The organism is Butyrivibrio sp. AE2032 (genome assembly GCF_000702965.1).
This window is the reverse complement of sequence record NZ_JNLF01000002.1, coordinates 342,654-356,182: the sequence shown is the minus strand read 5'-3', so window position 1 is coordinate 356,182 and position 13,529 is coordinate 342,654. Positions and strand designations below refer to the sequence as shown.

Genomic DNA, 13,529 nt, shown 5'->3' with positions numbered 1-13,529 from the left:
GATGGACAAGGTATACAAGCTCGGTCTTGATATCGGATCTACAACGATCAAGGTGGTCCTGCTGGACGGAGAGGAGATCATCCACAGCGACTATCAGAGGCATCACTCGGACGTATCGGGTCTTTTGAATGACCTGTTCGAGGATCTTAACAAAAAGTTCCCCGGCATCAACGTCGATGTCGTAATAACAGGTTCCGGCGGACTATCCGTTGCAAACTGGCTCGGATTCAAGTTTACGCAGGAAGTTATGGCCGAGACACAGGCCATTAAGACATTTCACCCTGAGACCGATGTCATAATAGAGCTCGGCGGTGAGGATGCCAAGATCACTTACATGCACCCGGTACTTGAGCAGAGAATGAACGGTACATGCGCAGGCGGTACGGGTTCTTTCATCGACCAGATGGCTTCGCTCCTTCAGACCGATGCTGACGGTCTCAACAACTTTGCAAAAGATTACAGATCGCTCTATACGATCGCAAGCCGCTGCGGCGTTTTCGCTAAATCCGACCTGCAGCCGCTGATCAACGAAGGTGCGGCAAAAGAAGACCTCGCTGCTTCAATCTACCAGTCAGTAGTAAACCAGACTATATCTGGTCTCGCTTGCGGAAGACCTATCAAGGGCAATGTTACTTTCTTAGGAGGACCGCTGTTCTTCAATTCAGAGCTCAGGAACGCTTTCGAGCGTACTCTTGAAGGCAAGGTGGATTCATTCTGGATGCCTGAGGAAGCGCAGATATATGTTGCGCTCGGCGCGGCTCTCTCGGCAGACGGCAAGAATCCGGTTAATCTTTCAGACCTCCTTGTAAAATTAAAGAACAGGGAAGGTTTTGTACCCGACATCATCAGGATCGATCCGATCTTCAAGAGCGAGGAAGAGAAGAAAGCTTTTGATGAAAGACATAAGAAAGATCAGATCCCGGTTCTTGATTTCAAGAATCAGCACGGAGGTCTTTTCTTAGGTATAGATGCAGGTTCGACAACTACTAAAGCCGTTGTCATGAACAAAAAGGGCGAGCTTTGCTACACATACTATGCAAGCAATAAGGGCAACCCCGTCATGAGCGCGGTCAATATCATGAAGGATATCTATTCGAAGATGCCCGAAGACTGCTATCTCGTCAATTCCTGCGTTACCGGTTACGGTGAGAACATCATCAAGGCAGCTCTTAACATCGATCTTGGTGAGATCGAGACTATGGCTCACTTCCAGTCTGCCAAGTTCTTCTGCCCGAACGTCGACTTCATCATCGACATCGGCGGCCAGGACATGAAGTGCATGAAGATCAGGAATGGTGTAATCGATTCCATCATGCTCAACGAGGCTTGTTCTTCGGGATGCGGATCCTTCATCCAGACATTCGCGCAGACGTTGGGACTTACAACGCCCGAGTTTGCCGAAGCGGCATTAAGTTCGACCAAGCCTGTCGATCTCGGAACGCGCTGCACGGTATTCATGAATTCCAAGGTTAAGCAGGCTCAGAAGGAAGGCGCCTCCGTAGGCGATATCTCCGCAGGACTTTCGTATTCAGTCGTAAGAAACGCTCTCTACAAGGTTATCAAGATCCGCGATACGGAGCAGCTCGGTAAAAATATCGTTGTTCAGGGCGGTACATTCCTTAATGATGCCATCCTGAGATGTTTCGAGCTCGTATCGGGACGTGACGTAATAAGACCTAACGTAGCAGGACTGATGGGTGCTTTCGGCGCCGCTCTCATAGCACAGAAGAGGGCAAAGGATGGAGCAAGGTCAAATGTGCTCGGAAAGGATGAACTCGATTCATTCTCCATGGATACCGAGAATACACAGTGCCAGGGCTGCACGAACCACTGCCGTCTTACGATCGCAACTTTCTCCAACGGCACGAAGTTCGTATCCGGCAACCGCTGCGAGAGAGGCGAGGACCTGGCATTGGACAGGGAACCTGCAAACAACAAGAAAAAGCTCCCTAATCTTTTCGATTACAAGTATTCGAGAACATTCAGCTACTATAAGCCTCTGAAGCTTGAAGATGCTCCCAGGGGCGAGATCGGTATCCCCAGAGTACTCAACCAGTATGAGAATTATCCTTTCTGGTTTACTGTTCTCACAAAGCTCGGATTCAGGGTGCTCATCTCCGCAAGGTCTTCACATAAGATCTATGAAGGCGGCATGGAGACCATCCCTTCAGAGTCCGTATGTTATCCCGCAAAGCTCGCTCACGGTCACATCGAGAATCTCATTGAGCGCGGGATCACTACTATCTTCTATCCCGATATTCCTTACGAAAATATCGAGAACTCAAATTCGAACAACCATTATAACTGCCCGATCGTATGCTCGTATCCGGAAGTTATCAGGAACAACGTCGAGAACCTTATCGAGAAGAACATCAGATATTTAAATCCGTTCATGCCTCTTGATAATCTCGATAATGTCGCTGAGCACCTTACGGAATGTTTCGCTTATCTCGGTGTGTCCGCAGTTGAGGCGAAGAAGGCTGTCGAGGCCGGTGCTGAAGAATACTTCAAGTACAAGGAAGACATCAGGAACAAGGGTGTCGAGATATTGAAGGAGATGGAGGAAAAGGGGCTCAAGGGTATCGTCCTTGCAGGAAGACCTTACCACTGCGATCCCGAGATCAATCACGGCATCCCGCAGATGATCAATTCGCTGGGTCTTGCTGTCCTTACCGAAGACGCGGTTGCAAAGCCGGGCGTACTCAAGCGACCCATCAGAGTCATCGACCAGTGGATGTATCACACGAGACTTTATGAGGCAGCTGCTTTCGTCATCACGAGGCCTGACCTTGAACTCGTACAGCTTACGAGCTTTGGCTGCGGCCTAGACGCGGTTACTTCCGACCAGGTCCAGGAGATCCTCGAATCTTCAGGCAAACTCTATACGCTCCTTAAGATCGACGAGGTATCCAACCTCGGCGCCGCAAGGATCAGAATGAGATCACTTGTCGTTGCGATGAATGAGAGATCGGAACTCGAACAGACAGCACAGTCCAATGCTGATTCTGATGACGCTCCGTATACGGTACACAGAGTGGAGTTTACGAAGGAACACAAGAAGAATCATACGATCCTTGCGCCTCAGATGGCTCCCATTCAGTTCGAGTTTGTAGAGTCCGTATTCCATAAGCACGGATATAAGCTCAAGCTCTTAAAGCAGGCCACGAGAGAGGATATCGAATGCGGCCTTAAATACGTAAATAACGATGCATGCTTCCCGACGCTCATCGTCGTAGGTCAGATGATCAACGCGATATTGAAGGGCGACATCGATCCTGACAACACCACGCTCGCGATCACACAGACGGGCGGCGGATGCCGTGCGACAAACTACGTCGCATTCCTCCGCAAAGCGCTGAAGGAGGCAGGATACCCTCAGATTCCCGTAATCACCATCTCTGCGCAGAGGTTCGAAAAGAACGAGGGCTTTGAATACACTGTATCCTTCATTCTTGATGCAATTAAGGCTCTGTGTGCCGGAGACATGCTCTCGACACTGCTTTTGAGAGTCCGTCCTTATGAGAAGGTGCCGGGTTCTGCAAATGCCCTGTATTCTTACGTCAACAGAGTCGGAAGGAGACTATTCAACCCGAAAAATCTCAATGACCTCACCGAGAGATACGATGTCATGATGCCCAACAGTTATTTCATGAAGAGCATCGAAGAGAAGAAGGCGATCCGTGAGTGTCTGAGTTCCATCGGCGTCGATATGGATAATCCTCCGGTTATCACGAAGTATAAGGAATTCGTCAAGTTCGCAGTGGCTAAGTTTGACGCTCTGCCTCTTGCCGACATCCCGAGAAAACCGCGTGTAGGACTTGTAGGAGAGATCCTCGTTAAGTTCCAGCCTGACGCAAACAACAATGCCATTGACGTTATCGAGGCTGAAGGATGCGAAGCCGTATTGCCCGGCGTTCTGGACTTCTTCCTGTACTGTGCCTATAACCCGCTCTGGCAGGCTCAGAACCTCGGAAAAAGCAAGACGACAGGTTATCTTATGAAGACAGCCATCAGGTTCCTGGAGTCACTCAGAAAGCCGATCAACAAGGAATTTGCAAAGACAAACGGCAAGTTCATGCTGAGCGAGAGGATTCAGGAACTCGCGGAGAAGTCATCGACTGTCTTAAGCTGCGGCAACTCCTGCGGCGAAGGCTGGTTCCTGACCGCCGAGATGATCGAACTTATCCAGGACGGCGTTCCGAACATCATATGCGCACAGCCTTTTGCATGCCTTCCTAACCACGTAACCGGTAAGGGCATGATCAAGGAGCTCAGGAGACAGTATCCGAAGTCCAACATCGTTCCGATCGATTACGACCCGGGTGCATCTGAAGCCAATCAGCTCAACAGGATCAAGCTCATGATCAGCACGGCTCGTGCAGTAAGAGAGCAGGAGATCGAAGAAGAGCAGAAGCGTTCATAAGCATAAGAGGTATTGATATGAGCACACTCCTTCTGGTTGACGGAAATTCCATAATGAACAGAGCCTACTATGCCGTGATCGGCAGGGCTCCCATGACCGCACCCGACGGTACTCCGACAGGAGCCGTAAACGGTTTCTTCAATTCAGTCCTGGGCGTAATGAAGGAATATAATCCCGATCATATGTGCGTTCTCTTCGACAGGAGAGAGCCCACGTTCAGACATAAGATGAGCACGGATTACAAGGCTAACCGGAAAGGTATGCCTGACGATCTTGCAGCTCAGATGCCGGTCGTTAAAGAACTCCTTGACGCTTACGGTATAAGACGTATGGAACTTGCAGGATATGAGGCGGACGACCTTATCGGAACCCTTTCAAAGCAGGGTGAGGAACTCGGGATGGACGTCTATATCTTCAGCGGCGACCACGACGATTTCCAACTCATTTCCGACAAGGTATCGGTAATCATGCCTCAGTCGGGAAAGGGTAAGGAGCCGAGAGTCTTATTCGACCGGAGGATGTTCGAAGAAACATACGGTGTAAGACCTGAGGTCTTCGTCCAGGTTAAAGCTCTCATGGGCGATAATTCAGACAACATCAAAGGTGTCGAGAAAGTAGGAGAGAAGACCGCTTTCAAGCTCATCGCCGATTACGGTTCATGCGACGGCGTTTACGAGAATGCAGATAAATTGTCTCCGGCTCTTAAAGAGAGGATCACGGCTTCAAGAGAGCTGTTGGATCTCAACATAAAGCTCTGCACGATCGACAGGGAAAGTCCCGTCGAATTCACGGCAGGAGATTCCGTTTATCCTTCTGACACTAGAGATCTTTCTGCTATGTCCGGATTATTGAACCGTCTGGCCTTAAGGTCGCTTCTGAAAAAACTCTCTTTGGAAGACGTCAAGCCTGCAGGATTTGAACCTGCTGTTCAGGCCGATGATTTTGTAAGCGGAATTGCATCTGAGACTGAAAGTATCTTAAAGAACGGAATTACCGTAAAGAATGAGGCACCGTCTTCTTTTGATTTCGACAACCTTAACTGCGGCATCGATTTTGCTGATACGCCTTCGGGTGTAAAGGTTATCCTTCTGGACTGGAACAGCAAGACTGCTTATTCGGCGGAACCTCAGGATGTTGAAAGGCTCGCCGGCGGAAAACGGATATTCCCGGTCGCATATGAATATAAGGACAGATCGAAATATCTGAAAGAACCTTTGAAGTGTATTGATTCCGTTTTCGACTGCGAGATAGCGGGATATGTCCTTAACATCCTTTCAGGAAAGCCCGATCTTCAGAGGCTTTACGAGAGTGTCGTAATGGCCTCATTCCCCGTTGAGGAAAAGAAGGGACCCGTAAAGCAGCTCTCGCTCTTTGACGAGATCGCCCCCGATGACGGTTCTTCGAAGATAACCGAATGCGCAGAAAGACTCCTTACCGTAATGGCGATCGCCAAAGTAATGTCAAGGGACATCGAGAAGGATAAGGATCTGAAGACTCTTCTTTATGAGATAGAATATCCTCTCGTAATAACACTCGATAAGATCGAGAGGAACGGAATGCATGTATCGGGTGAAAAACTCGCCGAACTGCATGCCGAATACACAAAGCGCCTTGAAGACATCGGCGCCAGGGTCTATGACATCTGCGGCAAAGAATTCAATATCCTTTCGCCCAAGCAGTTAGGCGAGATCCTTTACGGTGAGAAGTATCTGAATCTGCCTTCAGGAAAGAAGGGCAAGAGCGGTGATTTCTCCACGGGCATAGAAGAATTAAACAGGTTAAGAAGCTATTCTCCCGCGATCGATTACATCATCAAATACAGGGAGCTCTCTAAGCTCGATTCCACCTATGCTCTGGGTCTTGCCCGCGCGATAAAGAGCGATTCGAGGATCCACACGACATTTACTCAGGCGATGACCAACACGGGAAGGCTTTCTTCGACGGAGCCCAACCTCCAGAACATCCCCGTAAGGACCGATGAGGGATCGAGGCTCCGTGAGGCGTTTACCGCTGAGGAAGGAAAGATCCTGGTAGATGCGGACTATTCGCAGATCGAGCTCAGGATCCTTGCCGCACTCAGCGGAGATGAGGTAATGTGTTCCGCATTCCTTGAGGGCGAGGATATTCATAAGAGGACTGCGGCAAAGGTTTTCGGCGTATCGGAAGACATGGTCACGCATAAGATGAGGGCTACTGCAAAAACAGTAAACTTCAGCATCATATACGGCATCTCCGATTACGGTCTTGCTCAGGATCTCGGTATCGGATATAAGGATGCGGCCGAACTGATCAAGGAGTACGGCGTTCAGTTCCCGGGTGTTACCGGATATCTCGAAAAGCTCAAGAAGCTTGGAGAGGAAAAAGGATTTGCGGTTACCGAGTATGGCAGGAAGAGGATATTGAACGAACTTAAGAGCCAGAACAGGAACATAAAGAATTTCGGCTACAGGGTGGCGATGAATACGCCGATCCAGGGAACTGCTGCGGACATAATAAAGATCGCAATGAACCGCGTAAGCAAGGCGCTCGAAGAGCGTCTGCCCGGCGCAAAACTCGTAATGCAGGTTCACGACGAACTCATTTGCGAATGCGATATCGAAGATAAGGATCTCTGTGCGGAGATATTAAAGACTGAGATGGAAGCTGCCGCTTCACTCAGCGTTCCGCTCCTTGCAGAGGTGGGATTCGGAAAGGACTGGCTGGAAGCTAAATAATGTTTGTATTGGGAATCACAGGCGGAATAGGAAGCGGAAAGAGTACTGTATCAGCTCTTCTTGCAGAAAGAGGACTTCCGGTGCTCGATGCCGATGAGATATCGAGAAGCGTAACAGGACCGATGGGCAGAGCCATGCCCGAGATCGCTTCTGTGTTCGGGAATAAGGTCGTTACATCCAATGGCGCACTGAACCGCCGTGTTATGTCTGACATAGCGTTCGGCGACAAGAAGAAACTCGATGAACTGAGCACGATAATACACAGACATGTTTTCGAACAGATAGACGAGACTCTTGCAAAAGAGAAGGAGAAGGGTACCAAGTGCGTTGTGTTGGACGTGCCGATCCCGGTCAACAAGTTCCGTGATCTGTGCGACCAGATCTGGGTCGTCACATGTGATAAGGATGTAAGGCTTGCAAGGCTCAGAAAACGCGGAATGGATAAGGAAGAGGCTGAAAGAAGGATCGCGGTCCAGATGACGGATGACGAATACTGTGAACTTGGCGATCACTCTATCGACAATTCCTGGGATCTCGACGATCTTAAGGATAAGGTCGATGTGCTGATAAGAGAACAGCTTCATGAGAGAGGTATCAGGATATGAATCTGGCGGCAGTCATTACGGCGTCGGTGTTTGTGCTTATATCTGTCGTTGCACTGATAATGCTTTTTGTAGGCAATATTCCTTTTGCATCAGGCATCTATAAGAACTTCTACCGTGCATGCTGCGGCGTATATGTGTCGGGAACCTTACTCGTTCTCGTGTTTACCCTGTTAATGAAAAACCTTCCCGTGGCTTTCGTCGTAATATCGAATGTTACGGTGCTCCTGGTGTTTGTCTTTACTGTAGGTCTCATCTATTTCATGACAAGATCTCTCACTGAGGCTGCAAAGAAGGCGGAAGAAAAGAAGAATGAAGAGTCCGAAAAATCAGAATAATAAAACCGTAAAGAAGACTACCGGAAGAAAGATCTTCGAACTTTTCGTTGTCTTTGCTCTGATCTGTCTTGCAGTTTTTCTCGTCATGCTGTGCATGAATGCTCATGTGAAAAACAGCACAAAGTCTGATCTGTACACCTGGGAAGAATTTGAGGATCCTTCTGTTTCCGGTACAACTCATTATGAAGCCGTAATCGTGCTCGGGTGCGCAGTTTGGGGCGATTATCCGAGTCCGATGCTCGCTGACAGATTAAGAACGGCGGCTCTTGTCTATAAGACCGGTTGTGCTGATTATGTGCTGGTCAGCGGTGACGGGAAAGATCCCGAGAAGTATGATGAGATAGTTCCCATGAGGGACTTTCTGATATCAGAGGGCGTTCCTGCAGATGCCATAAAGTGCGATCCCCTCGGTCTGTCGACTTATGATACTATGTTAAGGGCGGAGCGTGAGTTTGACATCAGTTCTGCCGTCGTGGTTACTACAGGATTTCATGTTGCGCGTTCTGTTTACGACAGCCGTGCGTTCGGTATCGAGTCGGTCGGTGTTGAGGCCATCAACACGGGTTATGTGATAAAACCGTACAATTACTGCAGGGAGTTTGTGGCGCGCTGCAAGGATATCTTCTACGCGCTGATCAAGCCGGGTTACTGATCGTTTATTGCTTTGAGGTGAGGTCTTCTATGAACTCCAGGAATACCAAGAGGCTCCCGACATATATCGGCGGTATATTTGCCATATTTGCCGGAGTATACTTTATCCTTTATCCTGAATTTGCTTCGGGCGTAATAGGCATCCTGTTCGGCATCGTTCTCTTCGTTGCGGGTATAACCGAAGTCATCGGCTACATCATTTCCATCAGGCAGTTCAGGGAGGAGAATTACGGTAAAGCCGCAGGTGCCGAGATAGTCCTCGTTTATTCGATCATCCTTATGGCCCTTGGCGTTATCTTCCTGCTAAAGACTGAACTTGTGCTGCAGGTTCTATCAACCATAGTCGGCATATTTTTCCTTATCGACGGTATCGTCAAGCTCAGACAGGAGATCTTTTTGTTCCGCAGGAAGGACATATACAGCTGGGTGCTTTTACTCCTTGCTGTTGCTCTGATAGTTGCAGGCATAGCTCTTCTGGTTAATCCTTTTGAGGGAACGAGGAACATAATCGTGTTTACGGGCGCCGCGTTCATAGTAAGCGGACTTGAGACATGTTTTCTGGGACTCTTCGGAAAGAATGATAAAAAATCCGCAAAGCACGGGAAGTGAACTTTGCGGATCTGAATTGTTTCTGATCTGGGTTGTTTGGTTTTATCAGACGTTGAACCTGAATACTACGACGTCGCCGTCTTTCATTACGTATTCCTTACCCTCTGACCTTACAAGACCTTTTTCCTTTGCTGCGTTATATGTTCCGCAGTTGATGAGGTCATCGTAAGCAACAACTTCCGCTCTGATGAAGCCTCTCTCGAAATCCGAGTGGATCTTTCCTGCTGCCTGGGGTGCCTTTGTGCCTTTCTTTATTGTCCAGGCACGGACTTCCTTGGGACCTGCGGTAAGGAAAGAGATGAGACCCAAAAGTGTATAGGAAGCGTTGATCATCTTGTCGAGACCTGCGCTCTCGATGCCAAGGTCTTCAAGGAACATCTCACGCTCGTCGGGGGCGAGTTCGCCCAACTCCTCTTCGATCTTTGCGGAGATAACTACAACGCCGGAACCTTCCTTGGCTGCGATTTCTTTTACTGCGTTGACGTAAGGGATGTCTTCTTCCTTTTTGATGTCGTCTTCAGCGATGTTTGCGCAGTAGAGGACAGGCTTCATTGAGATGAGCTGAAGATCTCTGGTGTATTCCTGCTCGTCATCTTCAAAATCGAGCGTTCTTGCGGATTTGCCTTCAGCGAGGCAGTTATAGATCTTTTCGTAGACAGCGAGTTCTTTTGCGAAAGCCTTGTCTCCGCCTTTCATCATCTTCTTTGTACGGTCGATCCTCTTTTCCATGATCTCCAAGTCGGAGAGGATGAGCTCGACGTCGATCGTTGCGATGTCGCCTGCGGGATCCGCATGTCCGTTTACATGGATGACGTCGGGATCGTCGAAGCATCTTACGACGTGGACTATCGCGTCACACTCTCTGATGTTCGAAAGGAATTTGTTGCCAAGACCTTCGCCTTTTGAAGCACCGGCAACAAGTCCTGCGATATCAACGAATTCGACTACTGCGGGAGTATATTTCTCGGGGTTATAGATCTCTGCGAGTTTATCAAGTCTCTTGTCGGGAACGGAGACGACGCCTACGTTGGGTTCGATCGTGCAGAACGGGTAATTGGCGGCTTCTGCGCCTGCTCTGGTGATGGCATTGAAAAGCGTGCTCTTGCCGACATTGGGAAGTCCTACGATACCAAGCTTCATAAAAACACCTCATAATTCGATTTTTGCCCCAATATTTTAGCACATTCAAATGCTATTGCTCTGTCGGTTCTTTGTCGGTTTTTGTATGGTCATTGAATGCTTCTTTGTAGGTTTTTGTAATATTCTGTCGGAATTGTCGGTTTTTGCGGGAAATCTTGTCGGAAAACGTGTCGGTTTCCTGCGATGATTTCGCCCTGATAATCCGGTTTTCAACAGTGTATCCTCACTTTATGAGGAGGTGATCAGCATGGCATCAAGACCAAATGTTGCACGGCTATATTCGTGCTTTGCCACGGGTACCGACGCGGTCCTGACACTGATAGAAGTATCGATATCTCCGGGTATCCCGACGTTCTCGGTAATAGGGCTTTGCGATTCAACAATAAGGGAATCCCAGGGAAGGCTGAGGTCTGCTTTTAAGTCAGCGGGATTTAACATGCCGAAAGGACATATCACGATAGGAATAAGTCCCGCTTACATGAGAAAAGCCGGTTCGGGCTTTGATCTTCCGATGGCTCTTGGGATACTGTTTGCTTCAGGTCAGCTCTATCTTCCTCCTGAAGCAAGGATATATGCGGAAGGTGAGCTTACCCTGGGCGGAGAACTCAAGGGAACACCGGGTTCCTGCATAAGGTTAAAGACAGTTAGGGATATGGATTTCGATTACAGGATAATACCCAACGGGGAAGCGGCGAGTGCAGGAGTCGCCGGATTTATTGGCCAGGGTGTTACGAGTCTTAATGAACTAAGCTCTATCTTTGACGGGAATCATTATATAGAGAGCAGGTTCCAGTTTTCGCGCGGAATTGGATCTGACGACCGGATCGACATCTCGATGCTCAAGGGGCAGGAGAAGACTAAACGCGCACTGCTCATCAGTGCCGCGGGGTTCCATAACATACTTCTGATGGGAAGCCCCGGCTGCGGGAAGACGATGGCGGGAAAGATCCTTTCCGGCATTCTTCCTCCGCTTAATGAGTCGGAACTTGCCGATGTTTATTCTCTGGCTGAACTTTCTGACGGGGAAACGCCTGAAGTCAGTTGTGACAGACCGGTAAGGATAATAGGACCGGGCATCACTGTCGGAAAACTTACCGGAAATCAGGTGTCATTACTGCCTGGGGAACTTGCGCTTGCAAATCACGGGATACTCTTTGCGGATGAACTTCCATTGTATAAGACGGAAGTTATAGATTTTCTTAGAAAGCCTTTGGAAGACCGTAAGATCAATCTCTTAAGACACGGTAATCTGTATTCTTATGACTGCAATTTTATATTTCTCGGTACCGGTAATCCCTGCAGATGCGGGATGCTCTATGAGAAAGGAAACAAGTGCAGGTGCTCGGGACCTGACATCAAAAGATACCTTTCGAAGATAAGCGGTCCGTTCCTTGAAAGGATAGACTTATTCAGCGAGATGCGGTCTATATCGGGAGATGACATGTCTGAGATCTACATTGGAGACAAAGGCAGTGAGAGCCTTGAATACCGCAATGCAGTTGAACGTTGCTGGCAGATGGAGCGTGAAAGATACGGCGGAGGATATCTCAACGGCACATTTCCTGACGGTGACATCAGGAATTCGATGAGGATACCATCAAGTGTAATAAGGTTTGCAACTGATATGTGCGAGAAAGGATTCTTTTCGGCAAGAGGATTCACAAAAATACTTAGAGTCGCAAGGACAGTCGCCGATCTGGATGATTCTGCTGATGTAACGGAAGCGCATGTTTCTGAAGCTGTCGCATTCAGGATGAAAGGTGTTTAGGTATTGAATATGGGAAATGCTTCTAATCAATATAACGATTGCTTTTACATAGCGGTAAAGATGAATACCGGGATCGATTACAGATGTTTTAACGATCTTATGGAGCATAAAGCTTTAAGGACATACAGGGACATTGCCGATAAAGAGATCCTTGAGAGGATTTCGAAAGAGGAAATGGAGCTGAGCCAGAATACTGTCGGCAAGGTCAGAAAACTTCTGGATTCATTCGGCGAGGTCGGACGCAAAGCCAAAGAATACTTAAAACTTGCCGAACAGAACGGTATCAGGGTCGTATCTTGCCTTGATGTTGATTATCCGTATAACTGGCGGGTTCTCGGTGGAATGCCTAAAGTCTTCTTTGCAAAGGGGCGGTATTCGCTCATAGATCAGATGACTTTGCACGGGGCAGCAGCCGTTGTAGGGTCCCGTAATCCGAGTAAGTATTCACAGTATGCGACTGACCGGATGTGCAGGGAACTTGGAGAAAAGGGCATTGCGATCGTGTCGGGAATGGCTTACGGCATCGACCGGCAGGCCCACCTGTCGTCAGTTGATACCAAGGGAGGGACCATAGCGATACTTGCAGGAGGAGCAGATAATATATATCCCCCTGCAAATAAGGATATCTATGACCTTATCAGTGCAAAGGGACTGATAATATCAGAGATGCCGCCCGGCCAGACCCCGCTCAGACAGTACTTTCCGTCACGTAACAGGCTTATCGCCGGACTTTCCGACTGCACGCTCGTCATGGAGGCTGGTACGGTATCGGGAACTTTGCATACGGCTTCATATTCCGCGGCTCAGGGCAAGGAGGTCTTTGTTCTGCCGAACAGCATCTACTATGAGAATGCCATGGGCGGACTGAAGCTCCTCGAGGACGGCGGGAATATACTTCTCGGCACGGACAATGTGATTGACAGCATTTCCCGTGCCATAATGTATAAGCGTATGGGACTTGCCTGTCCCGGTGAGATCAGATTTCACGATGACTGCAATGGGGAAGTAAGGAGCTCTGATATCGCGGTATTAAGGGAACTTGCGAAGGTCAGACCCGAAGAACTCACTGATGATAACTGGAAGTCTCTGCTTCTCGATGCGCTTACTCTGAAACCATTATGTGCGGATGAGCTTTGCAAAGCCACGATGCTCCCGTTTTATAAGGTTTCGGGCCTTTTGACCGAGCTGGAACTGAAAGGTTCGGTCTGTCAGGAGAAGGGAAAGTACTCGTTGACATTTGTATAATGATGATATATTTTTTATTAAAAATATATTAAAGGGGTA

General features: G+C 48.6%; 9 protein-coding genes. 8 read left to right on the top strand and 1 reads right to left on the bottom strand.

Going from position 1 to position 13,529, the window contains the following annotated elements; genetic code table 11:
* Window position 1: 1 nt before the first annotated feature.
* Genes BO18_RS01495 through BO18_RS32260 form a run of 6 tightly spaced genes read left to right on the top strand, consistent with a single transcriptional unit; the run spans window position 2 to window position 9,337 of the window.
* A complete protein-coding gene (locus BO18_RS01495) occupies window positions 2–4,423 on the top strand; it encodes an acyl-CoA dehydratase activase-related protein (protein WP_034442689.1) in 4,422 nt (1,473 codons plus the stop codon).
* 17 nt (window positions 4,424–4,440) lie between these two features.
* Window positions 4,441–7,137 (top strand): DNA polymerase I, encoded by a 2,697-nt coding sequence (gene polA / locus BO18_RS01490; protein WP_034442687.1) that lies wholly within the window; start codon window positions 4,441–4,443, stop codon window positions 7,135–7,137.
* Window positions 7,137–7,742, top strand: coding sequence for a dephospho-CoA kinase (gene coaE, locus BO18_RS01485; RefSeq protein WP_034442684.1), 606 nt, complete (start codon window positions 7,137–7,139; stop codon window positions 7,740–7,742). Before polA ends, coaE begins: the two co-directional genes overlap by 1 nt.
* The gene (locus tag BO18_RS01480; protein ID WP_034442683.1) at window positions 7,739–8,077 is read left to right on the top strand and encodes a hypothetical protein; all 339 of its coding nucleotides are present in this window, start codon (window positions 7,739–7,741) and stop codon (window positions 8,075–8,077) included. Before coaE ends, BO18_RS01480 begins: the two co-directional genes overlap by 4 nt.
* A complete protein-coding gene (locus BO18_RS01475) occupies window positions 8,052–8,729 on the top strand; it encodes a SanA/YdcF family protein (RefSeq protein ID WP_051688419.1) in 678 nt (225 codons plus the stop codon). The genes BO18_RS01480 and BO18_RS01475 overlap by 26 nt, the downstream gene beginning before the upstream one ends.
* 29 nt (window positions 8,730–8,758) lie before the next feature.
* Window positions 8,759–9,337, top strand: coding sequence for an HdeD family acid-resistance protein (locus tag BO18_RS32260; RefSeq protein WP_051688418.1), 579 nt, complete (start codon window positions 8,759–8,761; stop codon window positions 9,335–9,337).
* A gap of 45 nt (window positions 9,338–9,382) precedes the next feature.
* Here the strand turns inward: BO18_RS32260 and ychF are convergent, their stop codons facing one another.
* Window positions 9,383–10,477 (bottom strand): redox-regulated ATPase YchF, encoded by a 1,095-nt coding sequence (ychF, locus tag BO18_RS01465; RefSeq protein ID WP_034442680.1) that lies wholly within the window; start codon window positions 10,475–10,477, stop codon window positions 9,383–9,385.
* Between the two features lie 247 nt (window positions 10,478–10,724).
* Between ychF and BO18_RS01460 the strand changes: the two genes are divergently transcribed.
* Together BO18_RS01460 and dprA are read left to right on the top strand one after the other, a co-directional pair.
* Window positions 10,725–12,245, top strand: a complete 1,521-nt coding sequence (locus tag BO18_RS01460; RefSeq protein ID WP_034442677.1) for a YifB family Mg chelatase-like AAA ATPase — start codon at window positions 10,725–10,727, stop codon at window positions 12,243–12,245.
* Window positions 12,246–12,254: 9 nt separating this feature from the next.
* Window positions 12,255–13,490: a DNA-processing protein DprA gene (dprA, locus tag BO18_RS32255; RefSeq protein ID WP_051688417.1), complete on the top strand. Its 1,236-nt coding sequence runs from the start codon at window positions 12,255–12,257 to the stop codon at window positions 13,488–13,490.
* Window positions 13,491–13,529: the final 39 nt, after the last annotated feature.

Coding starts and splice junctions, on each gene's coding strand:
- BO18_RS01495 (WP_034442689.1), top strand. CDS start 2: ATGGACAAGGTATACAAGCTCGGTCTTGATATCGGATCTACAACGATC.
- polA (WP_034442687.1), top strand. CDS start 4,441: ATGAGCACACTCCTTCTGGTTGACGGAAATTCCATAATGAACAGAGCC.
- coaE (WP_034442684.1), top strand. CDS start 7,137: ATGTTTGTATTGGGAATCACAGGCGGAATAGGAAGCGGAAAGAGTACT.
- BO18_RS01480 (WP_034442683.1), top strand. CDS start 7,739: ATGAATCTGGCGGCAGTCATTACGGCGTCGGTGTTTGTGCTTATATCT.
- BO18_RS01475 (WP_051688419.1), top strand. CDS start 8,052: ATGAAGAGTCCGAAAAATCAGAATAATAAAACCGTAAAGAAGACTACC.
- BO18_RS32260 (WP_051688418.1), top strand. CDS start 8,759: ATGAACTCCAGGAATACCAAGAGGCTCCCGACATATATCGGCGGTATA.
- ychF (WP_034442680.1), bottom strand. CDS start 10,477: ATGAAGCTTGGTATCGTAGGACTTCCCAATGTCGGCAAGAGCACGCTT.
- BO18_RS01460 (WP_034442677.1), top strand. CDS start 10,725: ATGGCATCAAGACCAAATGTTGCACGGCTATATTCGTGCTTTGCCACG.
- dprA (WP_051688417.1), top strand. CDS start 12,255: ATGGGAAATGCTTCTAATCAATATAACGATTGCTTTTACATAGCGGTA.